22 protein-coding genes and 1 riboswitch are annotated in these 26,120 nt (G+C 70.6%); of the genes, 13 read left to right on the top strand and 9 right to left on the bottom strand.

What is annotated here, in order from left to right; all coding sequences use genetic code 11:
* The first annotated feature begins 105 nt into the window (after positions 1–105).
* From B1H29_RS12390 to B1H29_RS12365, 6 genes are all read left to right on the top strand, one after another.
* Entirely contained in the window at positions 106–1,431 is a 1,326-nt protein-coding gene (locus B1H29_RS12390; RefSeq protein ID WP_055417934.1) for an HD-GYP domain-containing protein, read from the top strand.
* 448 nt (positions 1,432–1,879) lie between these two features.
* Positions 1,880–3,094: an HD-GYP domain-containing protein gene (locus tag B1H29_RS12385; RefSeq protein ID WP_055418928.1), complete on the top strand. Its 1,215-nt coding sequence runs from the start codon at positions 1,880–1,882 to the stop codon at positions 3,092–3,094.
* Positions 3,095–3,208: 114 nt separating this feature from the next.
* Entirely contained in the window at positions 3,209–4,189 is a 981-nt protein-coding gene (locus B1H29_RS12380) for a tetratricopeptide repeat protein (protein ID WP_055417933.1), read from the top strand.
* Positions 4,190–4,277: 88 nt separating this feature from the next.
* Positions 4,278–4,928, top strand: coding sequence for a peptide deformylase (def, locus tag B1H29_RS12375; RefSeq protein ID WP_055417932.1), 651 nt, complete (start codon positions 4,278–4,280; stop codon positions 4,926–4,928).
* 250 nt (positions 4,929–5,178) lie between these two features.
* On the top strand, positions 5,179–6,270 hold the full coding sequence (cyc1, locus tag B1H29_RS12370; protein ID WP_079160747.1) for an epi-isozizaene synthase: 1,092 nt from the start codon (positions 5,179–5,181) through the stop codon (positions 6,268–6,270).
* Positions 6,267–7,643: a cytochrome P450 gene (locus B1H29_RS12365; RefSeq protein ID WP_055417930.1), complete on the top strand. Its 1,377-nt coding sequence runs from the start codon at positions 6,267–6,269 to the stop codon at positions 7,641–7,643. Before cyc1 ends, B1H29_RS12365 begins: the two co-directional genes overlap by 4 nt.
* A gap of 18 nt (positions 7,644–7,661) precedes the next feature.
* Here the strand turns inward: B1H29_RS12365 and B1H29_RS12360 are convergent, their stop codons facing one another.
* Positions 7,662–8,630, bottom strand: a complete 969-nt coding sequence (locus tag B1H29_RS12360; protein WP_055417929.1) for a GlxA family transcriptional regulator — start codon at positions 8,628–8,630, stop codon at positions 7,662–7,664.
* Between the two features lie 92 nt (positions 8,631–8,722).
* Between B1H29_RS12360 and B1H29_RS12355 the strand changes: the two genes are divergently transcribed.
* Complete coding sequence (locus tag B1H29_RS12355) at positions 8,723–8,968, top strand: hypothetical protein (protein WP_079160183.1); 246 nt, start codon at positions 8,723–8,725, stop codon at positions 8,966–8,968.
* On the opposite strand, the gene B1H29_RS12350 is transcribed toward B1H29_RS12355, so the two are convergent.
* The 6 genes from B1H29_RS12350 to B1H29_RS12325 all read right to left on the bottom strand — a co-directional run bounded on the left by B1H29_RS12350 (position 8,881) and on the right by B1H29_RS12325 (position 16,062).
* A complete protein-coding gene (locus B1H29_RS12350; protein WP_079160182.1) occupies positions 8,881–9,957 on the bottom strand; it encodes a ribonucleotide-diphosphate reductase subunit beta in 1,077 nt (358 codons plus the stop codon). The two genes, B1H29_RS12355 and B1H29_RS12350, sit on opposite strands and share 88 nt — an antisense overlap.
* A complete protein-coding gene (locus tag B1H29_RS12345; protein ID WP_055417928.1) occupies positions 9,957–12,344 on the bottom strand; it encodes a ribonucleoside-diphosphate reductase subunit alpha in 2,388 nt (795 codons plus the stop codon). The genes B1H29_RS12350 and B1H29_RS12345 overlap by 1 nt, the downstream gene beginning before the upstream one ends.
* A 124-nt stretch (positions 12,345–12,468) precedes the next feature.
* Positions 12,469–12,617, bottom strand: a riboswitch (cobalamin riboswitch).
* A gap of 77 nt (positions 12,618–12,694) precedes the next feature.
* On the bottom strand, positions 12,695–13,201 hold the full coding sequence (locus B1H29_RS12340; RefSeq protein ID WP_055418926.1) for a GNAT family N-acetyltransferase: 507 nt from the start codon (positions 13,199–13,201) through the stop codon (positions 12,695–12,697).
* Between the two features lie 73 nt (positions 13,202–13,274).
* Entirely contained in the window at positions 13,275–14,885 is a 1,611-nt protein-coding gene (gene mctP, locus B1H29_RS12335; RefSeq protein WP_055417927.1) for a monocarboxylate uptake permease MctP, read from the bottom strand.
* Complete coding sequence (locus B1H29_RS12330; protein WP_079160181.1) at positions 14,882–15,139, bottom strand: DUF3311 domain-containing protein; 258 nt, start codon at positions 15,137–15,139, stop codon at positions 14,882–14,884. Before B1H29_RS12330 ends, mctP begins: the two co-directional genes overlap by 4 nt.
* A gap of 158 nt (positions 15,140–15,297) precedes the next feature.
* Positions 15,298–16,062, bottom strand: a complete 765-nt coding sequence (locus B1H29_RS12325; protein WP_055417925.1) for a GntR family transcriptional regulator — start codon at positions 16,060–16,062, stop codon at positions 15,298–15,300.
* Between the two features lie 453 nt (positions 16,063–16,515).
* Between B1H29_RS12325 and B1H29_RS12320 the strand changes: the two genes are divergently transcribed.
* From B1H29_RS12320 to B1H29_RS12305, 4 genes are all read left to right on the top strand, one after another.
* Positions 16,516–17,796, top strand: a complete 1,281-nt coding sequence (locus tag B1H29_RS12320; protein WP_055417924.1) for an extracellular solute-binding protein — start codon at positions 16,516–16,518, stop codon at positions 17,794–17,796.
* A 97-nt stretch (positions 17,797–17,893) separates the two neighbouring features.
* Positions 17,894–18,880 (top strand): carbohydrate ABC transporter permease, encoded by a 987-nt coding sequence (locus B1H29_RS12315; RefSeq protein ID WP_055417923.1) that lies wholly within the window; start codon positions 17,894–17,896, stop codon positions 18,878–18,880.
* A complete protein-coding gene (locus tag B1H29_RS12310; protein WP_055417922.1) occupies positions 18,877–19,707 on the top strand; it encodes a carbohydrate ABC transporter permease in 831 nt (276 codons plus the stop codon). The genes B1H29_RS12315 and B1H29_RS12310 overlap by 4 nt, the downstream gene beginning before the upstream one ends.
* Before the next feature lie 8 nt (positions 19,708–19,715).
* Positions 19,716–21,206 (top strand): glycoside hydrolase family 3 protein, encoded by a 1,491-nt coding sequence (locus tag B1H29_RS12305; RefSeq protein WP_055417921.1) that lies wholly within the window; start codon positions 19,716–19,718, stop codon positions 21,204–21,206.
* 508 nt (positions 21,207–21,714) lie between these two features.
* On the opposite strand, the gene nagB is transcribed toward B1H29_RS12305, so the two are convergent.
* Positions 21,715–22,500 (bottom strand): glucosamine-6-phosphate deaminase, encoded by a 786-nt coding sequence (gene nagB, locus B1H29_RS12300; protein ID WP_055417920.1) that lies wholly within the window; start codon positions 22,498–22,500, stop codon positions 21,715–21,717.
* 132 nt (positions 22,501–22,632) lie between these two features.
* The gene (locus tag B1H29_RS12295; protein WP_055417919.1) at positions 22,633–23,394 is read right to left on the bottom strand and encodes an SDR family oxidoreductase; all 762 of its coding nucleotides are present in this window, start codon (positions 23,392–23,394) and stop codon (positions 22,633–22,635) included.
* Positions 23,395–23,491: 97 nt separating this feature from the next.
* Between B1H29_RS12295 and B1H29_RS12290 the strand changes: the two genes are divergently transcribed.
* Together B1H29_RS12290 and B1H29_RS12285 are read left to right on the top strand one after the other, a co-directional pair.
* Positions 23,492–24,136: a TetR/AcrR family transcriptional regulator gene (locus B1H29_RS12290; RefSeq protein ID WP_055418925.1), complete on the top strand. Its 645-nt coding sequence runs from the start codon at positions 23,492–23,494 to the stop codon at positions 24,134–24,136.
* 475 nt (positions 24,137–24,611) lie between these two features.
* Complete coding sequence (locus B1H29_RS12285; RefSeq protein WP_055417918.1) at positions 24,612–26,087, top strand: sensor histidine kinase; 1,476 nt, start codon at positions 24,612–24,614, stop codon at positions 26,085–26,087.
* Positions 26,088–26,120: the final 33 nt, after the last annotated feature.

Raw genomic sequence — 26,120 nt, 5'->3', positions numbered from 1 at the left:
GTGTCACGTCACCCGTACGTGCTAATCCACGGGTTATCTGCCCGCGTACCCCCTGCCGTCGTCCTAGGCTCCGGAGCCTGACAGGCGTGGCCGGGGGAGGGGTGCATGGACGCGGTACCGGCGCGGGCACGCGCGTACGTCGCCGCCGTCGTCCTCGCCGCCCTGCTCTGCCTGCGCCCGCTGCCCCACATACACCCGTCCTGGTGGGCCGTGCTGCTGCTCGCCGGGCTGTACGCGGGCTCCGAACTGGTCGCCCGGTCCCGTCTCGTCGGGACCTGCTATCCCGTACTGCTCGCCGGGGCGTTCCTGCTGCCGCCGCCCGCCGCCGCGCTCGTGGCGCTGCCCGGGGCGCTGCTGTCCCCGGTGGCACAGCGGCCCTCCGCCCTGCGGCGCGTCTGGCGGGCCGCCCAGCTCACGCTCGCCGTGTGGGCCGCCGCCCGGGTGCACCGGGAGCTCGGGGGGCGTGACGCCGTTGTCGCACCCGACTTCCCGTACGCGCTCGTGCCGGCCGGGGCCGCGGTACTGGCGTTCTGCCTGGTGCTGACCCTGCTGGACGGCGGCATCCTGGCGCTCGCCGACCGTGTGCCGGTGCGACGGGCGTGGCGGGGGCTGTTCTCCCGGTCGCTCGCGCCGATCGCCGTGCACGGGCTCGCCGGGCTGATGATGGCCGTCCTGTGGCGCAGCCCGTACGGCCCCGTCACCGCGATGCTGGTGCTGCTGCCGATGTGCGTGGCGTGGTGGGCGTTCGCCCAGTACCACCGGGAGCGGGCCGCGTACCAGGCGACCATCCGCGCGCTGGTCCAGGCCGTCGACATCAAGGACGGCTACACGCGAGGGCACAGCGAGCGGGTCGGCCAGGCCTCGATGATGATCGCCCGCGAGCTGGGCATGGACGACGAGCGCGTCGAGACGCTCCGCTTCGCCGGCATCCTGCACGACGTCGGCAAACTCGGGGTGCCCACCCGGCTGCTGCGCAAGGACGGGCCGCTGACGCCCGAGGAGCGCCGGGTGATCGAACTGCATCCCGAGTACGGGCACGAGATGGTGCGCGGCATCCGCTTCCTGGGCGAGGCCCGGGCCGCCGTCCTCCACCACCACGAACGGCTGGACGGCAGCGGCTACCCCTACGGCCTGGTCGGCGACCGGATCCCGGAATCGGCCCGGGTGGTGGCCGTCGCCGACGCCTTCGACGCGATGACCTCCACCCGCTCCTACCGCAGGGCCCGTCCTGTCGCGGTGGCGGTGGAGGAGCTACAACGGTGTGCCGGGGCGCAGTTCGACCCACGGATGGTCCGAGCACTGGTCCGGTCCCTGGGACGTCACGGCTGGCGTCCGGCGGTGACGGCGGACGACACGGCGGCCCTCCCCGCCGACGTGATCCCGGCCCGCGGCGAGGACACGCGGAACAGTGTCGGGAAGGGGGCGCCATGAGGGGGCCGGGGGCGCACCGCGTGCCGACCGTGCCGGGGCGGCGAGGGGCCACCGCCCTCGCGGGTGCGGGTGCGGGTGCGGACAGGGACAGGGGCAGGGACCGGGGCGCTGGCGCGGACATGGCCATGGACACGGGTGCGGACATGGGCACCGGCACGAGCAGGGGCCACGGCCGGCCGTGGCCGCCGACGGCCGGCCGTGGTGAGGAACCGCGGGACCACGCCGGCGGGTATGCACCATGACGTCTCACGAGTCCCGGTTCGAGCCGCAGTCCCAGCCCCGGTCAGCGCCCGAGCCCCGGTCAGAGCCTCAGTCCCGGTCAGAGCCCCAGTCCCAGCCCCGATCCGAGCCCCGGAGCCGGCTCCACCCCCGGTTCGCGCCGCCGCAGTCCTGGCCGCCGCCCCCGGCAGGGCCACGGCCCACCACCGGGTCCCCGGCGGCCCTACCGCTGCTCCCCGTCGGAGCGGGGATCCTCGCGCTCGCCTGCCTCGCCTCCGTGCTGTGGTCGGGAATGGCGGAGCGGCCCGTCGCGCTCGCCTTCGGTGTCCTCGTCGCCCTCGGCGAGCTCACCCGGCGGGCCGGGGCCGAGGTCCGGGAGGCCGCGCCGCTCGGGGCCGCCGGGGCGCTGGCGTACGCGCTGCTCGGGGACGTCGCCGGACGGCCCACGCACCACGGCGTCGCCCAGACCGTCACCGTCGTGCTCGCCGCCTCGCTGCTCGGCAGCGTGCCCTACATCGCGCGAGGCAGCGGGCCCGTGCTGGACCACCTGGCGCGGCGGGTGCTCACCGTCGCCTTCGCCGCCGTGTGCTTCCAGCCGCTGTTCAACCGGGGCGTCTTCCAGGACTGGAGCGGCCCCGCCCACGCGCTGCTGCTGATCGCGCTGCTCGCCCTGACCACGCTGTGCGACGCCGTGCTCGCCGCGGCACCCGCGCACGCGCGCACCGGGTGGCCCTTCGGCCCGCTGCTGCGCGAGGAACTGCGCGGCATGGTCGGGATCACGTCCGCGGTGTGCGCGACCGGGGCGGTGATGGCGCTCGCGGTGGGCGTCGCGGGACTGTGGGCGCTCCCCGTCTTCTGCGTGCCGCTGCTGCTCACCCAACTGTCCTACCGGCGCTACACGGCTGTCCGGGCCACCTACCGGCAGACCATCGCCTCCCTGGCCCGCGCCACCGAGATCGCCGGGTACACCCCGGCCGGGCACGCCCGCCGCGTCGCCGAACTCAGCGGCGCCGTCGGGCGTGACATGGGACTGTCCGGGGCCGAGCTGAACGTGCTGGAGTACGCGGCCCTCATGCACGACATCGGCCAGCTCAGCCTGGTCGACCCCGTACCGGGCGGGGCCACCGCCGGCCTGCCCGCCGCGGAACAGCGGCGGATCGCGCTGCTAGGCGGGGCCGTCGTCCGCCAGACCGGGGTGGACTCGGCCGTCGCGGTGGTGGTGGAGCGGCAGGCCGACCCCTGCCGGGAGCAGCCGGTCGCCGCCCGGATCGTGCGGGCCGTGAACGCCTACGAGGAGAAGGCGCGGGGCGCCGGGCCCGGCGGCGGCCTCACGGCGCTTGAGGAGCTGCGCCTGGCCACCGCGGGCGACTACGCTCCGGACGTCGTGGAAGCGCTGGCCCGGGTGCTCGCTCGCGGCAGCCTTACCTCGCCCGCGGCTGGGTAACCCATGGGTAATGAGCGCCCCTCCAGCCGTACGTGGTTGGATGCGAAGGAGAAGGTGTCCGGGGGCGCGGGAAGGCACAGCCAGCCCACAGAACGGAACTGGCAGGCGGGAATCGTGAGGATCTTCGGCAAGGGACGGCACCGGCCCTCCGCCTCCTGGCGGCAGGCCACCGACCGTGCGTTCACGCTGATCGGCGACGGTCGCTACGAGGACGCGGGCGCGCTGCTGACGCGCGCCGCCGACCTGGAACCCTGGCTGTCGGAGTCGTGGTTCAACCTCGCCCTGCTGCACAAGTTCCGGCACGACTGGGAGCAGGCCAGGGCGGCGGGTCTGAGGGCGGTGGCGCTGCTCGACCGGGACATCGGTGCGCCCGACTGGTGGAACGTCGGCATCGCCGCGACCGCCCTGCAGGACTGGCCGCTGGCCCGCCGGGCCTGGCAGGCCTACGGGCTGCGCACCCCCGGGGACGCGACGGACGCCGGTGAGCCGCTCGGCATGGACCTCGGCAGCGCGGCCGTACGGCTGTCCCCGGAAGGGGAGGCCGAGGTCGTGTGGGGGCGGCGGCTGGACCCCGCCCGTATCGAGGTGCTGTCCATCCCGCTGCCGTCCTCCGGGCGGCGTTGGGGCGAGGTCGTCCTGCACGACGGGGTGCCGCACGGGGAGCGCACCACCACCGCCGGGCACGCCTACCCCGTCTTCGACGAGATCGAGTTGTGGGCACCGTCGCCCGTGCCCACCTGGGTGGTGCTCCTGGAGGCCGCCACCGAGTCCGACCGGGACGCCCTGGAGCAGCTCGCCGCCGACGCCGGGTTCGCCGCCGAGGACTGGTCGTCGTCGGTCCGGCTGCTGTGCCGGATGTGCTCGGAGTCACGGATGCCGTCCGACGAGGGCGAGGGAGAACACCTCGACCCGCACGACCACAGCGAACCGGGGCACCCGGGGCCGCTGGGCCACCGGACCGACGGGCAGCTATGGGTGCCCGAGCGAGAGTGCGGGGTGGCCGCGCCGGCCGCGCTGGTGAAGGGGCTGCTGGACGGGTGGGTCGCCGACAGCCCCGACTCCCGGGACTGGCGGGACCTGGAAGAGGTCTGCTGAGCGGCCCCGTAGTCTTTACCAGGGCCTCCGCGGCAGCGGTCGCCAGCAGCATCACCCCTTAGTTGTTCGAGGAAGGCATACGTCGGTCATGGCCCAGCAGGACACCGATCAGCAGCACGCGGGCGTGCTCCCCGTGGACGACGAGGGGTTCGTCGTCGACACCGAGGACTGCGAGGAGCGCGAGGCGGCCTGGCGTGAGCGCGGCACCTCGCGTCCGATCACGGTGGTCGGCAACCCGGTGCTGCACAAGGAGTGCGAGGACGTCACCGACTTCGGCGATGAGTTCCAGCAGTTGGTCGCGGACATGTTCGCCAGCCAGCGCACCGCCGAGGGCGTGGGCCTCGCCGCCAACCAGATCGGTGTCGGCAGGAAGGTCTTCGTCTACGACTGCCCCGACGACGAGGGCGTCCGCCACGTCGGCGTGGTCTGCAACCCGGTCCTCGTCGAACTGCCCGCCGACCGGCGCCGCCTGGACGACAGCAACGAGGGCTGCCTGTCCGTGCCGACCGCGTACGCGCCGCTCGCCCGCCCCGACTACGCCGAGGTGACCGGGCAGGACGAGAAGGGCAACCCGATCAGGGTGCGCGGCACCGGATACTTCGCACGGTGTTTGCAGCACGAGACGGACCACCTGTACGGGTACCTGTACATCGACCGGCTCTCCAAGCGCGAACGCAAGGACGCGCTGCGGCAGATGGCCGAGAACGAGCCGCGCTACCCCGTGGTCGCGAACGACTGACGCCGCGTCAGCGGTCCCACAACCACCGTGCGTACGGCGCCCGTTCGGGGTTCACCCCGAGCGGGCGCCGTTCGTCTGCCGGAACCTGCCACACACCAGGAGAATTCCGGCACCGGGGGGTGGCGAATGAAGCAAATCCGTTCCCAGAACGGTCAGTTGTGGTGCTGAATGGGAAGTGCGGGGATACGCAACGGCGCACGCCCCGCTCAGCGCGAGGGGTGCGCCACCGGCGGCTGAGAGGGGTTTGTTCGTGCATGCTTTCTCACACGGCACCACAGCGACACCGACCGCGGTCGCAGTACCGCCATCACTGCGCCTTCCGGTGATCGAGGCGGCATTTCCCCGGCAACTGCACCCGTATTGGCCGAAGCTCCAGGAGAAGACCCGTACCTGGCTGCTCGAAAAACGGCTCATGCCGGCGGACAAGATCGAGGAATATGCCGATGGCCTGTGCTACACGGACCTCATGGCGGGGTACTACCTGGGCGCCCCCGACGAGGTCATGCAGGCGATAGCGGACTACAGCGCGTGGTTCTTCGTCTGGGACGACCGGCACGACCGGGACATCGTCCACGGCCGTCCGGCCGCCTGGCGGCGACTGCGGAGCCGACTGCACACGGCACTCGACTCGCCGGAGGACCACCTGCACCACGAGGACACGCTGGTTGCGGGGTTCGCGGACAGCGTGCGGCGGCTCTACGCCTTCCTGCCGCCGCCGGCGACGTGGAACGCCCGGTTCGCCCGGCACTTCCACGCGGTGATCGAGGCGTACGACCGGGAATTCCACAACCGCACCCGTGGAATCGTGCCCGGTGTCGAGGAGTACCTCGAACTGCGCCGGCTCACCTTCGCGCACTGGATCTGGACCGACCTGCTCGAGCCGAGCGCGGGGTGCGAGCTGCCGGACACCGTTCGAAAGCACCCGGCATACCGCAGGGCGGCGCTGCTCAGCCAGGAATTCGCCGCCTGGTACAACGACCTCTGCTCGCTGCCCAAGGAAATAGCGGGCGACGAGGTGCACAATCTCGGAATCAGTCTCATCGCCCATCACGGGCTGACCCTGGAAGAAGCAATCGGAGAAGTCCGGCGGCGCGTCGAGGAATGCATTAACGAATTTCTCGCCGTGGAACAGGACGCGTTGCGGTTCGCCGACGAACTCGACGACGGGACCGTACGCGGAAAGGAACTGAGCGGCGCCGTGCGGGCGAACGTCGGCAATATGCGGAACTGGTTCAGTTCCGTCTACTGGTTCCACCACGAGTCCGGCCGTTACATGGTCGACAACTGGGACGACCGGTCCACGCCCCCGTACGTCAACAACGAAGCGACAGGTGAGAAATGACCGTCGAGTCCGTCAACCCCGAGACCCGGACCGAAGAGACACGTGAGCTGCGCGTGCCGCCCGTGGCGGGCGGCGGCGTCCCGCTCCTCGGCCACGGCTGGAAGCTGGCCCGCGACCCGCTGGCCTACATGTCGCAGTTGCGCGACCACGGCGACATCGTGCGCATCAAGCTCGGACCGAAGACCGTCTACGCGGTCACCACCCCGGAGCTCACCGGCGCCCTGGCCCTGAGCCCCGACTTCCACATAGCGGGTCCGCTGTGGGAGTCGCTGGAGGGCCTGCTCGGCAAGGAGGGCGTGGCGACCGCCAACGGCCCGCTCCACCGCCGCCAGCGGCGCACCATCCAGCCGGCGTTCAAGCTCGACGCCATCCCCGCCTACGGGCCGATCATGGAGGAGGAGGCGCACGCCCTCACCGAGCGCTGGCAGCCGGGGCGGACCGTCGACGCCACCTCCGAGTCCTTCCGGGTCGCCGTGCGCGTCGCCGCCCGCTGTCTGCTGCGCGGCCAGTACATGGACGAGCGGGCAGAGCGGCTGTGCGTCGCGCTCGCCACCGTCTTCCGGGGCATGTACCGGCGCATGGTGGTCCCGCTCGGACCGCTCTACCGGCTGCCGCTCCCGGCTAATCGCGAATTCAACAACGCGCTGGCCGATCTGCACCTGCTGGTGGACGAGATCATCGCCGAGCGCCGCACATCCGGTCAAAAGCCGGACGATTTGCTGACAGCATTGCTGGAAGCAAAGGACGACAATGGCGACCCCATCGGGGAACAGGAGATCCACGACCAGGTCGTCGCGATACTCACCCCCGGCAGTGAAACCATCGCCTCCACGATCATGTGGTTGCTGCAGGCACTTGCCGAACACCCGGAACATGCCGACCGCATACGCGACGAAGTCGAAGCGGTCACCGGCGGCCGTCCTGTGGCATTCGAGGACGTCCGCAAGCTCACGCACACCGGCAATGTCATCGTGGAGGCCATGCGTTTGCGTCCCGCGGTATGGGTATTGACGCGGCGCGCGGTCGTCGAGACCGAACTCGGTGGCTATCGCATTCCGGCCGGGTCGGACATCATCTACAGTCCGTACGCAATCCAACGCGATCCGAAGTCGTACGCGGACAACCTGGAGTTCGACCCGGACCGCTGGCTTCCGGACCGTGCGACGGATGTGCCGAGATTCGCCATGAAGCCGTTCAGCGTGGGCAATCGCAAGTGCCCCAGTGACCACTTCTCGATGGCGCAGCTCACGCTGATCACGGCGGCGCTCGCCACGAAGTACCGCTTCGAGCAGGTGGCGGGCTCGAACGACGCGGTCCGGGTGGGCATCACGCTCCGCCCGCACGACCTGCTGGTCAGGCCCGTCGTGCGGTGAGCGGCGCGGTGACGTGGTTCAGGCGACGGCCTCCGGGCCCCGGAAGGTGCGCCGGTAGGCGTGCGGAGTGGTGCCCAGGGCCCTGACGAACTGGTGTCTCAGTGCCGCCGCCGTGCCGAAACCGGTGCGCCACGCGACCGCGTCCATCGTCTCGTCCGTCGCCTCCAGCAGCCGCTGGGCCAGCAGCACGCGCTGGCGCAGGACCCAGCGGTAGGGAGTCGTACCCGTCTCCTGCTGGAAGCGGCGGGCGAAGGTGCGCGGGGACATGTGCGCGCGGGCCGCGAGCTGCTCGACGGTGACCTCCTCGTCGAGGTGCTGTTCCATCCAGGCCAGCACCTCGCCGACGGTGTCGCAGCGGGAGCGCGGCAGCGGCCGTTCGATGTACTGCGCCTGCCCGCCGTCCCGGTGCGGCGGTACGACCATGCGCCGGGCGATCTTGTTGGCGACGTCCGTGCCCTGTTCCTTGCGGACGAGGTGCAGGCAGGCGTCGATGCCGGCGGCGGTGCCGGCGCTGGTGATCACCGGGTCCTCGTCGACGTAGAGCACGTCGGGTGAGACGGTCACCCGCGGGTACTGCCGGGCCAGCTCGGCCGCCTGGTGCCAGTGCACCGCGCACCGCCGCCCGTCCAGCAGCCCGGCGGCGCCCAGCACGAACACCCCGGAGCACACGCTCAGCACGCGCGCACCCCGGTCCACCGCCCGGCGCAGGGCGTCCAGCAGCTCGGGCGGGTACTCCCGGCGGACGTAGTCGCTCCCGGCCGGCACGGCGATCAGGTCGGCCTCCTCCAGCCGGTCCAGCCCGTACGGCGTGGAGACGGAGAGCCCGCCGACATGGGTGCTCAGCTTCGGGCCCTCGGCGGAGACCACCGCGAAGTCGTACTCCGGCAGGCCCTCGTCGCTCCGGTCGATGCCGAAGACCTCGCAGATGACGCCTAGTTCAAAGGGGTGCGCGCCGTCCAGCAGGACGGCGGCCACGTTCTGCAGCATGCCGCCAGTGTGCCTCGGAAGTGGCAGGAAATCGAGGCCCTACGGCAGTCCTGCCACTCCCGGTAAGGAGTCTGGGGCGCGACAGTGGTGTCATGACCGGAAACCAGACGGAAGCCCTGTTCGGAATGCTCGTGACCTTCGGACTCCTGGTCCTCATGGTCCTCCCCTCGGTGATCGGCATCGTGCGCGACCGGCGCGTCGACCGTCAGCTCAGGGAGGCCCAGGAGGCGGTGAGTGCGGGGAAGGAGACTCAGAAGTCCTCGGACAGGTCGACGGTGCCCTCCACCGCCACCTGGTACGCCGAGGGGCGCCGCTCGAAGAAGTTGGTCAACTCCTGAACGCCCTGCAGCTCCATGAAGGAGAAGGGGTTCTCGGAGCCGTACACCGGGGCGAAGCCGAGACGCGTCAGGCGCTGGTCGGCCACGCACTCCAGGTACTGCCGCATCGAGTCGGTGTTCATGCCCGGGAGGCCGTCACCGCACAGGTCGCGCGCGAACTGCAGCTCGGCCTCGACGGCCTCCCGCAGCATGTCGGTGACCTGCTGCCGGAGCGCGTCGTCGAACAGCTCCGGCTCCTCCTTGCGCACGGTGTCGACGACGTCGAAGGCGAAGGACATGTGCATCGTCTCGTCCCGGAACACCCAGTTGGTGCCGGTGGCCAGGCCGTGCAGCAGGCCCCGGCTGCGGAACCAGTAGACGTAGGCGAAGGCGCCGTAGAAGAAGAGGCCCTCGATGCAGGCGGCGAAACAGATGAGGTTGAGCAGGAAACGGCGGCGGTCGGCCTTGGTCTCCAGACGGTCGATCGACTCGACCGAGTCCATCCACTTGAAGCAGAACCCGGCCTTCTCGCGGATGGAGGGGATGTTCTCCACGGCGGCGAAGGCGGCGGCGCGGTCGTCCGGGTCGGGCAGATAGGTGTCCAGCAGCGTCAGGTAGAACTGGACGTGGACGGCCTCCTCGAAGAGCTGCCGGCTCAGGTACAGCCGCGCCTCGGGGGAGTTGATGTGCTTGTAGAGGGTGAGCACCAGGTTGTTCGCGACGATCGAGTCGCCGGTGGCGAAGAAGGCCACCAGCCGGCCGATCAGGTGCTGCTCCATGGGGCTGAGCTTCGCCAGGTCGGCGACGTCCGAGTGGAGGTCGACCTCCTCCACGTGCCAGGTGTTCTTGATCGCGTCCCGGTAGCGCTCGTAGAAGTCCGGATAGCGCATGGGGCGCAGGGTCAGCTCGAAGCCGGGGTCGAGCAGGTTCTTCGTCGCGGGGGTCGCGGGGGTCGCGGGGGTCGCGGGGGTCGCGGGGGCCTCGGTGGCCGCGGGGGGCTGGGTGGTCATTACTGGCAGGCCTCGCAGGACTCGGGGTTTTCCAGGGAGCAGGCGACCGCGTCGGGGTCCGGGGTGGCCTGCACGGGGACGATGGCTCGGGCGGCGGCGCGGGCGATGCGGGTCGCCGGGCGCGAGCGCAGGTAGTACGTGGTCTTCAGGCCCTGCTTCCAGGCGTACGCGTACATCGAGGAGAGCTTCCCGATGGTCGGCGTCTCCAGGAACAGGTTCAGGGACTGGGCCTGGTCGAGGTACGGGGTGCGGGCCGCGGCCATGTCGATCAGGCCGCGCTGCGGAATCTCCCAGGCGGTGCGGTACAGCGCGCGGACGTCCTCGGGGATCCAGGAGAAGCCCTGCACCGAGCCGCCCGCCTCGCGCAGCGCCTCGCGGGTGCGGGCGTCCCACACGCCGAGCCGCTTGAGGTCGTTCACCAGGTATGAGTTGACCTGGAGGAACTCGCCGGACAGTGTCTCGCGCTTGAACAGGTTGGACACCTGCGGCTCGATGCACTCGTAGGCGCCCGCGATGGAGGCGATGGTCGCGGTCGGCGCGATCGCGAGGAGCAGGGAGTTGCGCAGGCCGGTCGTGGCGATGCGCTCGCGCAGGGCCGCCCAGCGCTCCGGCCAGGTGGGCTCGACGCCGTAGTGGTCGGGGTGCAGCACGCCCCGGGCGGTGCGGGTCTTCTCCCAGGCCGGCAGCGGCCCGCTCCGCTCGGCGAGGTCGGCGGACGTCTCGTACGCGGCGAGCATGATCCGTTCGGCGACGCGGGTGGAGAGGGCCTTGGCCTCGGGCGAGTCGAAGGGCAGACGGAGCTGGAAGAAGACGTCCTGGAGGCCCATCGCGCCGAGGCCGACCGGGCGCCATCGGGCGTTGGAGCGGCCTGCCTGCTCGGTCGGGTAGAAGTTGATGTCGACGACCCGGTCCAGGAAGGTGACGGCGGTGCGGACGGTGGCGTCCAGGCGCTCCCAGTCGATGTCCTGCCCGGCGGGGTCCACGAAGGCGCCCAGGTTGACCGAGCCCAGGTTGCAGACCGCCGTCTCCCCGTCGTCCGTGACCTCCAGGATCTCCGTGCAGAGGTTGGAGGAGTGGATCACGTGACCGGGTTCCGCGGTCTGGTTGGCGGTGCGGTTGGCGGTGTCCTTGAAGGTCATCCAGCCGTTGCCGGTCTGCGCGAGGGTGCGCATCATGCGGCCGTACAGCTCACGGGCGGGAAGCGTCTTGCGGGCCAGCCCCGCCTCCTCCGCCTCGCGGTACGCCGCGTCGAACTCCGCGCCCCACAGGTCGGTCAGCCCGGGCACGTCGACGGGGGAGAACAGTGACCACTGCCCGTCGGCGTCCACCCGGCGCATGAACTCGTCGGGGATCCAGTGCGCCAGGTTCAGGTTGTGCGTGCGGCGGGCGTCCTCACCGGTGTTGTCCCGCAGCTCCAGGAACTCCTCGATGTCCGCGTGCCAGGTCTCCAGGTAGACCGCCGCCGCGCCCTTGCGCCGGCCGCCCTGGTTCACGGCGGCGACCGAGGCGTCCAGCGTCTTCAGGAACGGCACGATGCCGTTGGAGTGCCCGTTGGTGCCGCGGATCAGGGAACCCCGGGCGCGGACGCGGGAGTAGGCGATGCCGATGCCGCCGGCGTGCTTGGAGAGGCGGGCGACCTGGTGGAGGCGGTCGTAGAGGGAGTCCAGCTCGTCCTTGGGGGAGTCGAGGAGGTAGCAGGACGACATCTGGGCGTGCCGGGTGCCGGAGTTGAACAGGGTGGGGGAGGAGGGCAGGTAGTCGAGGCGGCTCATCAGCCCGTAGAGCGCGGCCACCTCGTCGAGGGACCGTACGGTGTCGTCCTCGGCGAGTCCGGCGGCGACGCGCAGCAGGAAGTGCTGGGGCGTCTCGACGACCTTGCGGGTGATCGGGTGCCGGAGCAGGTAGCGGCTGTGCAGGGTGCGCAGCCCGAAGTAGCCGAAGCGGTCGTCGGCGGCCGGGTCGATCAGCGCGTCCAGGCGGTCCGCGTGCAGCCGGACGAACTCGGCGGTGCGGTCGGCGATCAGGCCCTCGCGGTGACCGGTGGCGACCGACTCGGTGAAGGAGGTGACACCCTGCGAGGCGGCCTCGGCGCGGATGGCGACGGTCAGCAGCCGGGCGGCCAGCCTGGAGTAGACCGGGTCCTCCGAGATGAGCCCGGCCGCCGCCTCCGTGGCGAGCTCCCGCAGCTCCGTCCCGTCCGCACGGGCGGACCGGCCGCGCAGCGCGGCGGCGGCGACCCGGCCCGGGTCGGCGTCGGGGAGGTCGGCGGTCAGCTCGGTCAGGGTCCGCAGCAACGCGGCACCGGGCCCGTCGGGCTCCTCGGTCACCGGGACCGCTGAAGTCGTCACCGGGGTCGCTGAAACCGGGTCGGCTGGCGCGATGGTCACGTAGGGGCACTCCCTCGCTCGGCACGGGGCCTGGGGGAGGGCGGGGGCAGCTCACGAGCGCACGCGGCGTCGCGTCCACCGGCCCACTCCACGAGGCCCGGACGTCAGGCACCCGGACCGGGACGGTACGGGCGCACTGTCGGCAGGTCCTCGGACTGAAGCCCGTGCGCGCTCACGCGACCACACGGACACGCGAACACGCACAAGTACACCGTTGCGGGACAGTTCCGGATTCGCACCGGATTCCCCTGCGGCGACAGCGAGCATGAGCATACATCTTGTGCCGCGTTCGGTGAGCACCCCCAGATGTTGTGTCGTGGACGGAGCGCCGCGGAAAGGTCGCACTGGTGTCAGAGCGTCAGTTCATAGGTGAGAAGGGTGATGTCGTCGAGCTCGGGCAGCGGGTTCCAGTCGCGGTCGGGGGTGCGGACGAAGCCCATCCGTTCGTAGAGGCGATGGGCGGGGCGCATGGTGCGCTGGGTCGACAGCACGACCCGCGTGCAGCCCTCGACGGTCCGGGCCCGGTCGACGCAGGCCCGCACGAGGGCCTCGCCCACCCCGCGTCCGCGTGCCTCGCGGGCGACGGCGAGCATCCGTATCTCGGCCTCTTCGGGCCGGGCGATGTCGGCCATGGGGCCGCCGGACGGCACGAAGGTCACGCCGCCGAGCACCCGGCCCTCCGCCGCGGCGACCAGCACCTCGGCGGCGGCCGCCCGCTTGGTCACGTCCCTCAGCTCGCCGAGGTACGCGTCGCTCTCCCCGAAGTCGAGGAGACCGTCCCGCAGATAGGCCTGCGCGGTGATCTCACCGAGGGTCGCGTACTCGTCCGTCGCCGCCTGCCGGATCACGAAGTCCATGCCGCCGAGTGTGCCCGACGGGTACGACAACGGGCCGCCGGATTCGCCCGACGGCCCGCTGACGTGGAGCCGGCTAGTGCGACGTGCCCGCCGTGGCCGGCGGCAGCTCCACCTCGACGCCCGGGTCGCCCGCGTCCGCCGTGTAGTCGCCCGGCTTGGTCTCGTCGATGCCGTCGGGCGCCTTGACCGCCCTCATGACGAAGGTCAGGACCACGGTGACCAGGACGTTCAGCACGAAGGCGGTGAGGCCGATGTAGCCGATCTCCCCGATGCCCGGGATCTCCTTGGAGGAGCCGCCGAAGTGCTTCTGCGTCGGCGAGGCGACACCGTACGCGGCGACGGTGCCGTAGATCATGCCGACCGCCCAGCCGCCGAGCAGCGCCCAGCGGTGGAACCAGCGGGTGAACAGGCCGCCGACCAGGGCCGGGAAGGTCTGCAGGATCCAGATGCCGCCGAGCAACTGGAAGTTGATCGCGACCGTCTTGTCCATGCCGAGGACGAAGACCAGCGCGCCCACCTTCACCAGCAGGGACACCAGCTTGGAGACCTTCGTCTCCTGGGCCGGGGTGGCGTCCGGCCTGATGAAGTCCTTGTAGATGTTGCGGGTGAAGAGGTTCGCGGCCGCGATCGACATGATCGCCGCCGGGACCAGGGCGCCGATGCCGATCGCCGCGAAGGCCACGCCGGCGAACCAGTCCGGGAACATGTTCTCGAACAACTGGGGGATCGCCAACTGCCCGTTCTCCACCTTGACCCCGGCCGCGATCGCCATGAAGCCCAGCAGCGCGAGCAGGCCGAGCATCAGCGAGTACAGCGGCAGGATCGTGGTGTTGCGGCGGATCACCTCACGGCTGCGCGAGGACAGCGTCGCGGTGATCGAGTGCGGGTACATGAACAGCGCCAGCGCCGAGCCGAGCGCCAGCGTGGCGTACGTCCACTGGCCGCCGTGGTCCGGCACCAGCCCGCCCTTGCCGGACTCGGTGAACTTGTCGCTCGCCGAGGCGAAGATGTCGTCGAACCCGCCCAGCTTGATCGGGATGTAGATGATCGCCACCGCGATCACGATGTAGATCAGCGTGTCCTTCACGAACGCGATCAGCGCGGGCGCGCGCAGCCCCGACGAGTAGGTGTACGCCGCCAGCACACCGAAGGCGATCAGCAGGGGGAGGTCCTTGATGAACCAGTTGGTGTCCTTGCCGCCGCCGACCCCCATCACGTCCAGCACGGCCTGGATGCCGACCAACTGGAGTGCGATGTAGGGCATCGTCGCCAGGATGCCGGTGACGGCGACCGCCAGTGACAGCCCCTTCGAGCCGAACCGGCCGCGCACGAAGTCCGAGGTCGTCACGTACCCGTGTTTGTGGGAGACCGACCACAGCCGCGGCAGGAAGGTGAAGATCAGCGGGTAGACCAGGATCGTGTACGGCACCGCGAAGAAGCCGGCCGCGCCCGCCGCGTAGATCGCCGCGGGGACGGCCACGAAGGTGTACGCCGTGTACAGGTCGCCGCCGAGCAGGAACCAGGTGACCCAGGTGCCGAACGAGCGGCCGCCGAGGCCCCACTCGTCGAGGCTCTGGTCGTTCGCGGCACGGCGCCAGCGGGCGGCCAGGAAGCCCATGGCGGTGACGAGGACGAAGAAGAAGATGAAGACGGCGAGTGCGACGCCGTTCACGCCGTCGTTCACTTGGCCCCGCCTTCCCGGCGGGCGCGCTGGTCACGCTGCCAGAGCTGGTACGCGATCACCGTGAGCACGGTGGAGATGAGCACCCATGCCATCTGGTACCAGTAGAAGAACGGGATGCCGATGAAGGCCGGGTCCGTCTTCGCGTACGAACCGACCCACAGCATGGCGACGAACGGTGCGACAAGGCAGAGGCCGATGACGACGCGCACCGGCGTCACCACCGGCCCTCTGCTCACTTCTGGGGCTTGTGACATGCGGTGGCTCCGTCCCCTCGCTGATCACCTCGTGCAGTGCGCACGAAATGTAGGTGACGGTGTCGAGACAGCGGAAGCCCTCGTCCGCATATCGGTCCTCAACTGCAACTTCGCGGTCACGCGCGGGGGAGTTTGCCCGATACGCCCTACGGCCGGCGTCAGTCCTGGGGCCGCTTCAGCCGGGCCACGAACTTGTAGCGGTCGCCCCGGTACACCGAGCGCACCCACTCCACCGGCTGTCCCGTCCGGTCGAGCGAGTGCCGGGAGAGCATCAGCATGGGCAGGCCCACGTCGGTGCCGAGCAGGCCGGCCTCGCGCGGGGTGGCCAGGGAGGTCTCGATGGTCTCCTCGGCCTCGGCGAGATGGACGTCGTACACCTCGGCGAGCGCGGTGTACAGGGACGTGTACTTCACCAGGGACCGGCGCAGGGCCGGGAAGCGCTTGGCGCTGAGGTGGGTCGTCTCGATGGCCATCGGCTCGCCGTTGGCCATGCGCAGCCGCTCGATGCGCAGCACCCGTCCGCCGGCCGTGATGTCCAGCAGTCCGGCGAGCCGGTCGTCGGCGGTGATGTAGCCGATGTCCAGCAACTGCGAGGTGGGTTCGAGGCCCTGGGCCCGCATGTCCTCGGTGTAGGAGGTGAGTTGCAGCGCCTGCGACACCTTGGGCTTGGCGACGAAGGTGCCCTTGCCCTGGATGCGCTCCAGGCGCCCCTCGACGACCAGCTCCTGCAGGGCCTGGCGCACGGTCGTGCGCGAGGTGTCGAACTCCGCGGCCAGTGTGCGCTCAGGCGGGACCGGTGTGCCCGGCGCCTGTGTCCGGGTCATGTCGAGCAGATGCTTCTTCAGACGGTAGTACTTGGGCACGCGCGCGGTACGGACGGTCGCCCCACCCTCGTTCTCCGCACTGCTGACGTCGGTGCTCATGCTCTGCCTTCCCGGCTCCGGGTGCCGAAGCGACCGCTATCCCTGTCGGCCACGGCTCACATCGTGGCACGGCTTGGTGCCGGGCTGGCCCCGCACGCTCCGTGATCCCTTCTGTATACCTCCGGGACCCCCGTTGGTCTAGTCCACAGCGCCGCTCGATGCCGCTGGTACGCGCGTTCGGAACGGTGTCGGCATGCCATTCGGTGGGTGGTGGTACACCCGGTCCCGGTCCGTCCGATCTGCCGCTTGCGCAATGAAAGGTCCCTGCATATCTCGGTCGCATCACGGACACGGAGAGCGCGCTTGCACACCCTTGACAGCCCTATTGGTCTGGGCCAAGCTCCCCGTACTGGTCTACACCATTGGTCCAGGTCCCGGCCCCATGGGCGGTCCGCGTCGACGAGCAACCGCGGGGAGGCAGGGGGGTTTTGTGGCATCCCTGAGGAGGGTGGCGTGAAGCGCAAGCTGATAGCCGCGATCGGTATCGCGGGCATGATGGTCTCGATCGCGGCGTGCGGGGGCGACAGCGGCGACGACGACGGCAAGAAGGCCGGGGCGGACGGTTACGCCGGCGAGACGCTCACCGTGTGGGTGATGGACGGGTCCTCGCCGGACGACTGGCAGGCCGAGCTCGCCAAGGAGTTCGAGGCGAAGACCAAGGCCGAGGTCGAGTTCGAGGTCCAGACGTGGAACGGTATCCAGCAGAAGCTGACCACCGCGCTCTCCGAGGAGAACCCCCCGGACGTCTTCGAGGTGGGCAACACCCAGACCCCGGCGTACGCCAAGACCGGCGGCCTCGCGGACCTGACCGACCTCAAGGCCGAGATCGGCAAGGACTGGACCGAGTCCATCAACGAGTCCTCCGTCTTCGAGGGCAAGCAGTACGCGGCGCCGTGGTTCGTGGTCAACCGCGTGGTCGTCTACAACAAGAAGGTCTGGGCGGACGCGGGCATCAAGGAGACGCCCAAGACCCGCGACGAGTTCTACGACGCCCTCAAGACGATCGGTGAGAAGACCGACGCCGAGCCGATCTACCTGCCGGGCCAGAACTGGTACCACTTCGTCGGCCTGGCGATCGGCGAGGGCGCCGAACTGGTCAAGAAGGACGGCGACAAGTACGTCTCCAACCTCGACGACCCGAAGATCGCCGCCGCGATGGAGACCTACAAGAAGTTCCAGTCCCTGTCCAAGGCGCCGAAGGACAAGGACGAGGCCACCCCGCAGCAGGGTGAGGTCTTCGCCAAGGGGAACGTCGGCGCCTTCATCGGCATGGGCTGGGAAGCCGCCACCGCGATCAAGGCCAACCCGAAGATCGAGAAGGACATCGGCTACTTCACCATCCCGGGTGAGACGGCCGCCAAGCCCGAGGGCGTCTTCCTCGGCGGCTCCAACCTGGCCGTCGCCGCGGGCAGCAAGAAGCAGGAGCTCGCCAAGGAGTTTCTGAAGATCGCGCTCTCCGACAAGTTCGAGGGCCGGCTCGCCAAGGCCAACGGCGTCACTCCGAACAAGGAGTCGCTGGTGAGCAACCTGGAGGGCAACCCGGCCGCCGAGGCCGGCTCGCCGGCCGTCGCCTCCGGTGGCACCACCCCGCTGATCCCGGAGTGGGCCGCGGTCGAGAACGCGCCCAACCCGATCAAGACCTACATGACCGCCGTGCTGAAGGGGAAGTCCCCGGCCGAGGCGGCCGAGCAGGTCGAGGAAGAGTTCAACAAGCGCCTGTCGCAGCAGCAGTAACACCGGGCGAGCCGGGGCGGGGTGGCCGGACGACGGCTCCCGCCCCGGCGACCGTACGCGGGTCGACGTACACAGGTCGAGAAGAGAGATCGCGAGCATGACCGTGCAGACCGAACGGCCGCCCTCCGGCCCGGCGGGCGTCCGCAAGTCGGACGACGAGGGCAGCGGCGGGCCGAAACAGAGAGCCGCGTCGCGCACCGGCGCGCTCGTCCCGTACCTGCTGCTGCTGCCCGCCTGCGCGGCCACCGTGCTGCTGCTCGGCTGGCCGCTGCTGAAGGACCTCCTGCTGTCCTTCCAGAACCTCAACATGACGCAGCTGATCCAGCACGTCACCGAGTGGAACGGCGTCGACAACTACCAGGAGACCCTCACCAGCGAGCACTTCTGGCGGGTCACCCTGCGCTCGATCCTGTTCGCGGCGGTCAACGTCGGCCTGATCATGATCCTGGGCACCTTGATTGGCCTGCTGCTCGCCCGCCTCGGCAAGTGGATGCGGTTCACCCTGCTGACCGGCCTGGTGCTGGCCTGGGCCATGCCGATCGTGGCCGCCACCACCGTCTACAAGTGGCTGTTCGCCGAGCGCTTCGGCGTCGTCAACTGGGTCCTGGACAAGCTCGGCTGGCACTCCATGGCCGACTACAGCTGGACCAGCAGTCAGATGTCGACCTTCTTCGTCGTCACCCTGCTGATCGTCTGGATGTCCATCCCGTTCGTCGCGATCAACCTCTACGCGGCGACCACCACCATCCCGAAGGAGCTCTACGAGGCGGCGTCCCTGGACGGAGCCGGCGCCTGGCGGAGCTTCACCACGGTCACCATGCCGTTCCTGCGGCCGTTCCTCTACGCGACGACCTTCCTGGAGATCATCTGGGTCTTCAAGGCATTCGTCCAGGTGTACGTCTACAACCAGGGCGGACCTGACCGGCTCACCGAGATCCTGCCCGTCTACGCCTACGTCGAGGGCGTCGGCAACCAGCACTACGGCATGGGTGCGGCGATCGCCGTGCTGACCATTCTGATCATGCTCGGTCTGACCTCCTACTACCTCAGGATCGTGCTCAAGCAAGGGGAGGACGAGCTGTGAAGCGCTCGCTCTTCGGCCGTCTGTGGCCCAACGCCACGGCCGTCGTCCTGTTCATCGGCTTCGTCTTCCCCGTGTACTGGATGTTCTCCACGGCCTTCAAGCCGACCGGCGACATCATCACGGAGGACCCGGTCTGGTTCCCGACCGACTTCACCTTCGAACACTTCAAGACGGCGACCGAGGCCGACCACTTCTGGACGTTCGTCACCAACTCGCTGACCGTCACCGTCCTCGCCGTCGTCTTCTCGCTGATCATCGCGCTGGCCGGTTCCTTCGCCCTGGCGCGGATGCGGTTCAAGGGACGGCGCGGCTTCGTCATCGGCTTCATGCTCGCCCAGATGGCGCCCTGGGAAGTCATGATCATCGCGATGTACATGATCGTGCGGGACGCGTCCATGCTGAACAGCCTCGTGCCGCTGACGCTCTTCTACATGATGATGATCCTCCCCTTCACCATCCTGACGCTGCGCGGCTTCGTCGCCGCCGTGCCGAAGGAACTGGAGGAGTCGGCGATGGTCGACGGCTGCACCCGCGCCCAGGCCTTCCGCCGGGTCATCCTGCCGCTGCTCGCGCCGGGGCTGATGTCGACCTCGCTGTTCGGCTTCATCACCGCCTGGAACGAGTTCGCCCTGGTCCTGGTGCTGAACAAGGACGCCGAGGCCCAGACACTGCCGCTGTGGCTGACCAGCTTCCAGACCGTCTTCGGTGACGACTGGGGTGCCACCATGGCCGCCTCGTCCCTCTTCGCCGTCCCGATCCTGATCCTCTTCGTCTACCTGCAGCGCAAGGCCGTCAGCGGCCTGACCGCCGGCGCCGTGAAGGGATAACGCCACCGATGACGACCATCGCCAGGGCCACCGACACCCTCACCCGCGACGCGCTCACCGTCCTCCAGCCCGGGTTCACCGGCACCACCGCCCCCGACTGGCTGCTGCGCCGCCTCGGTGAGGGACTGGCCTCCGTCGGCCTGTTCGGGCGCAACATCGCCTCGGCCGAGCAGGTGGCCGCGCTGACCGCGCAGTTGCGCGCCGAACGCGAGGACGTCCTCGTCGCCATCGACGAGGAGAGCGGCGACGTCACCCGGCTGGAGGTGCGCACCGGTTCCTCCTTCCCCGGCAACCTCGCCCTCGGCGCGGTGGACGACGTGGGGCTCACCCGGGAGGTGGCCGCGGAACTCGGCCGCCGGCTCGCGGACTGCGGGGTCAACTTCAACTGGGCCCCGTCCGCCGACGTCAACTCCAACCCCGACAACCCGGTCATCGGCGTGCGCTCCTTCGGCGCCGGCACCGGCCTGGTCGCCCGGCACACCGCCGCCTATGTCACCGGCATGCAGTCGGCGGGTGTCGCCGCCTGCACCAAGCACTTCCCGGGCCACGGGGACACCGGCGTCGACTCCCACCACGCCATGCCGCGCATCGACGTGGGCGCCGACGTGCTGGCCGAGCGTGACCTGATCCCGTTCCGCGCGGCCATCGCCGCCGGCAGCCGCGCGGTGATGAGCGCCCACATCCTGGTCCCGGCCCTGGATCCGGACCGCCCGGCAACGTTGTCCCGCCGCATCCTGACCGACCTCCTCCGCGGTGAGCTGGGCTACGACGGTCTGATCGTCACCGACGGCATGGAGATGCGGGCCATCGCGGGCACGTACGGCATCGAACGCGGCAGCGTCCTGGCGGTCGCGTCCGGCGCCGACGCGATCTGCGTGGGCGGCGGGCTGTCCGACGAGGGCACCGTGCGGCGGCTGTGCGACGCCCTGGTCGAGGCCGTCCGCTCGGGTGAGCTGCCCGAGGAACGCCTGGCCGACGCGGCGGAACGCGTCCGCGCCCTGGCCGGCTGGACCGCGGCGCACCGGGCCGCGGCCCGGGCCGGGGACACCGCGGACGGCGACGTGGGCCTGCGCGCGGCCCGCCGCGCCGTGCGCGTCACCGCGGCCGACGGCTTCGCCCCCCTCACCGAACCGCCGTACGTCGCCGCCCTCACTCCCGTCGCGAACATCGCGGTCGGCGACGAGACGCCCTGGGGCATCGCCGCCGAGCTCTTCCGGCTGCTGCCCGGCACGGAGACCGGCAGTTTCACCGGCCCGGACGCCGGGAACGACGTGCTGGCCGCGGCCGGTTCGCGCCGCGTCGTGGCCGTCGTCCGCGACGAGCACCGCCACCCGTGGATGGCGGCGGCCCTCGACACCTTGCTGGCGGCCCGCCCCGACACGATCGTGGTCGAGATGGGCGTCCCCCGTGCCGAGCCCCGGGGCGCCCTCCACCTGGCCACCCACGGCGCGGCCCGGGTCTGCGGCCGGGCGGCGGCGGAGGCGATCGCGGGCGCGTAGCGGGTGCCCTTTCCGCCGGGTTTCCGCCGGGTCTGTGCCGGGCTTCCGCCGGGCCTCTGCCGGGCCTGTGTCGGGCCTGTGTCGGGCTCCCCACGGGTTTCCGCCGGGATCCCGCCGGGGCCCGTGCCGAGTTTCCGCCGGGGTCTGTGCCGGGCTCCCGCCGGGTTTCCGCCGGGCTTTCGTCGGCTCCTGCTAGCTTCCGTCGGGCTCCAGCCGGGGCTCCCGTCGGTACGACAAGGCGCCGGTCCTCTTGGCGGGGACCGGCGCCTTTCGTGCGAGGTGGCGCATGGGCGCGTACGCCGGACTCGCGCGCCGGGGGGTGGTGCACGCCGGGCGTACACGAACGGCGTTGGCCGTGAGGCGGCGATGGCCGTGAGGCCGTAAGGCCACGAGCCGTGCGGCACCGTGTCCCGCTCGCCGGTACGGAGAAGGCGCCGAACCCCGTGGAAGGGATCGGCGCCTTTCGCGCGCGGCTGTCCGTGTCCGGCGGGTCAGGGCCCGCTCGGGATCAGATTCCCTGCCAGTCGGGCTTGTGTGCGTACGTGTGCCGGAAGTAGTCGGCGAGCTTCAGCTTGGCGGCGGCGGCCTCGTCGACGACGACCGTGGCGTGCGGGTGGAGCTGGAGTGCGGAGGCCGGGCACACGGCCGCGACCGGGCCCTCGACGCTGGCGGCGACGGCGTCCGCCTTGCCCTCGCCCGTGGCGAGCAGCACCACGTGCCGGGCTTGCAGGATGGTGCCGATGCCCTGCGTGATCACGTGGTGCGGAACCTGCTCGATGTCACCGTCGAAGAAGCGCGCGTTGTCGACGCGGGTCTGCTCGGTGAGCGTCTTGATCCGGGTCCGCGAGGCGAGCGAGGAGCACGGCTCGTTGAAACCGATGTGCCCGTCGGTGCCGATGCCCAGCAGTTGGAGGTCGACCCCGCCGGCCCCGCCCAGCGCCTTGTCGTACGCCTCGCACGCCCCCTGCACGTCCGCGGCCGTGCCGTCGGGGCCCATGAACGCGTCCATGCCGATCCCCAGCGGTTCGAGCACCTCGCGCCGCAGCACCGAGCGGTACGACTCCGGGTGCTCGGCGGGGAGCCCCACATACTCGTCGAGCTGGGCGATCCGCGCCTGCGCGGTGTCCACGGCACCCGAGCGCACCTTGGCCGCCAGTGCCTCGTACACGGGCAGCGGCGTCGAGCCGGTGGCCACGCCGAGCAGGGCGTCGGGCTTGCGCCGGAGCAGCAGCGCCATGGCTTCGGCTATCAGCTCGCCGCCTGCCTTGGCTTCCGGAACGATGACAACTTCCACGCTTGCCTGCCGTTTCGAAGAGGGGACTCACCCGGGGTCCGGGACTGGCTGTGTGGCGCCCTATGTGGTTTAGACCAATCTAACAGAGTCGGGCCCGGCGGGCGCGTCGAAACGGTCAGGTGGGTGGCGCCGTCAGGTCAGCGAACCTCCCGTCGCGTCCATCCAGCTTCCGGTGACCCACCGGCCCCCGTGCGAGGCGAGGAACGCGACCACATCGGCCACCTCGGCGGGCGTCCCCACCCCGCCCAGCGCGGAGAGCGCCGCCGCCCGGTCCCAGCCGTCCGCGCTCCCGTGCAGCAGCTCGGCCGTGTTGTCCGTCTCGATGATGCCGGGTGCCACCGAGTTCACCGTGATGCCGCGGGCGCCCAGCACCTTGGAGAGGTCGCGCGAGAACACGTCCAGCGCGCCCTTCGTCATCGCGTACGCCATGTTGTCCGGCATCACCGCGGTGCGGGACAGCCCCGACGAGATGTTGATGACCCGGCCGCCGTCGCGCAGCCGGCCCATGCCGTGCTTGAGGATGAAGAACGGCGCCTTCACGTTGACGGTGAAGACCGCGTCGTACTCCGCCTCCCCTATCTCGCCGATGGGGGGCGTGCTGCCGATTCCGGCGTTGTTCACCAGGACCTCCAGGCCGTCGGCGTGCCGGTCGAACTCCTCCCACAGGGCCTCGGCTGCCCCGGAGGTGCTCAGGTCGGCCCCGATCGCGAACGCCGAGCCGCCCGCCGTCTCGATCGCGGCGACCGTCTCCTTCGCCGCCGCCTCGTTCCTGCCGTAGTGCACCGCGACCCGGGCGCCGTCGCGTCCCAGCCGCTCCGCGATCCCTCGACCGATGCCCCTGCTCGCCCCCGTGACAAGAGCCGTCCTGCCCGCGAGTACCCCCTGCACGCCCATGCCGGCGCCCCCTTCGTATTTATCTAGCGGTCGCTACAGATATGACCGTACAGCAGGTCGGCGACATTTCACTAGTGCCCGCTATAAAATGCACTCCATGGTGAGCGGTGGGAAGAGTGGACAGGAGGGGGCGCCCGCGCGGGGCGGCGCGGCCAGGACCCGGGGCCGCCCCCGCTCCTTCGACCGGGCGACGGCCCTGGAGAAGGCGCTGATGGCCTTCTGGGAGCGCGGTTACGAGGCCACGTCGGTCTCCGATCTCACGAGGGTCATGGACATCGGGGCTCCGAGCCTGTACGCCGCCTTCGGCGACAAGCGCTCGCTCTTCGAGGAGGTCGTCCAGGTGTACGGCGAGCGGTACGGCTCGTTCGGCAGCCGCGCCCTCGCCGAGGAGCCGACCGCCCGCGCCGGTGTGGAGCGGATGCTGCGCGAGGCCGCCGTCGAGTACACCGCCCCCGGCCGGCCGCACGGCTGTCTCGTCATCCACGCGGCCGCCAACTGTTCGACCGCCGAGGTCGAGGAGTCCCTGCGCGAGCGGCGCAACGCCAACATCGCCGCGATCGAGGAAAGGATCGGGGCCGACGTGTCCGCGGGCGTGCTGCCGCCGGACACCGATGCGGCGGCTCTCGCCCGGTACGCCGGCGCCGTGATCCAGGGCATGTCGCAGCAGGCGCGCGACGGTGCGGGCCGGGCGGAGCTCGCGGCGCTCGCGGAAATTGCCCTGGCCGTCTGGCCCCGCCCGTGAGCCAACGGGGTTAGGCTTTGGCCGACTGCTCGGACGTCCGAGCAGTCGGCGGAACGCGGCAACGACGAACGCGACAACCACAAACACCGTCCCTCGCATGGACACGATGAGTGGTCTAGTCCACAATGGCGACTGAGACACTTGCACCGAGACCCTTGCCGTGACACTCGGGCAGGGTGATCGCAGGCTTCCGCCCTCCCCGCACAGGAGGGCGGACCGAGGAACCGGAGCTCTCTGCCCTGACTGCCCCGGCTCCTCATCCTTCGGCCGACCGGGACCGCACACCCCACGGCCGTTGTTGCTCCGGGCTGCGGTGCCGGGAGGGTTGAGGGTCCCTCTCAGGCGCCGCGGCCCGCGGGTGTCCTTGGGGCCAGGGGTCCAGAGGGCCAGGGGCCCGGGACCCGGGCCGGGACCGAAGCCGGTGGGATCTGGCTGGTTTCGATCGCTGTCCGAACCGCCAGGTACGCTCAGCCACGTGCCCTCCATGAACGAACTCGTACGCCAGCACACAGCGCTCGACGACTCCGACCTCGAGTGGCTCCACCTGCTGGTCTCGGAGTGGCAGCTCCTCTCCGACCTCTCCTTCGCCGACCTGGTCCTGTGGGTTCCCACCCGGGACGGCACCCGTTACGTCTCCGTCGCCCAGATGCGGCCCAACACCGGGCCGACCTCGTACCAGGACGACATGGTCGGCCACCTGGTCCCGCGCGGTCGGCGCCCCATGCTGGACGCCGCCCTGGACGAGGGCCGGATCGTGCGCGAGGGCGACCCGGAGTGGCGCGAGGAGGTACCGGTCCGCGTCGAGTCCATCCCCGTTCGACGCCAGGGACGTGTCCTGGGCGTCATCGCCCGCAACACCAACCTGCTCACGGTGCGCACCCCGAGCCGCCTGGAACTCACGTACCTGCAGAGCGCCTCCGACCTCGCGCAGATGATCGCGGCCGGCGCCTTCCCGTTCGAGAACCAGCAGGTCGACATGGACGCCTCACCCCGCGTCGGCGACGGACTGATCCGGCTCGACGCCGACGGGACCGTCCAGTACGCGTCCCCGAACGCCCTGTCGGCCTACCACCGCATGGGGCTCGCCGCCGATCTGGTCGGACATCACCTCGGCCGGACCACCGCCGAACTGGCCCCCTCCCGCGGCCCCGTGGACGAGGCACTCGCCAAGGTGGCCAGCGGCTGGGCGCCGCGCGAGTTCGAGATCGAGGCACACGACGGGGTGATCCAGTTCCGCGCCATCCCGCTCAAGCCGAAGGGCACGCGCATCGGTTCGCTGGTGCTCCTGCGCGACGTCACGGAACTGCGCCGTCGTGAGCGCGAGTTGATCACCAAGGACGCCACCATCCGGGAGATCCACCACCGGGTGAAGAACAACCTCCAGACGGTGGCGGCCCTGCTGCGCCTCCAGGCCCGGCGGATCGAGTCCGACCGGGGCCGCGAGGCGCTCGAGGAGGCCGTACGCCGGGTCGGTTCGATCGCGATCGTGCACGAGACGCTCTCCCAGAACCTGGACGAGCGCGTGGAGTTCGACGAGATCGCCGACCGTGTGCTGGCGATGGTGGCGGAGATCTCGCCGGGCAAGGTCACCGGCCGGCGCACCGGTCGCTTCGGCATCCTGGACGCCGAGGTCGCCACCCCCCTGTCGATGGTGCTGACCGAGGTGTTGCAGAACGCCCTGGAGCACGGCTTCCGCGACGGCGACACCGGCACCGTCGAGGTCTCCGCGGTCCGTGGCGGTACGACGAAGGAGGCCCGGCTCCTGGTCACCGTCCAGGACGACGGCGTCGGCCTGCCCGAGGACTTCGACCCGCACCGCTCCGGCAACCTCGGCCTGCAGATCGTCCGCACACTGGTGGAGGGAGAGCTGGGCGGCGCCTTCGGCATGGTCCCGGCTCCGGAGCGCGGCACCCGGGTGATCCTGGACATCCCGGTGCCCACGGACAAGTAGGGAGCGGGGCCGGGCAGCAAAAAGCCCCGGACC

This window comes from Streptomyces pactum, assembly GCF_002005225.1.
GTDB lineage: Bacteria > Actinomycetota > Actinomycetes > Streptomycetales > Streptomycetaceae > Streptomyces > Streptomyces pactum_A.
This window is presented reverse-complemented; position numbering and strand designations above follow the sequence as displayed.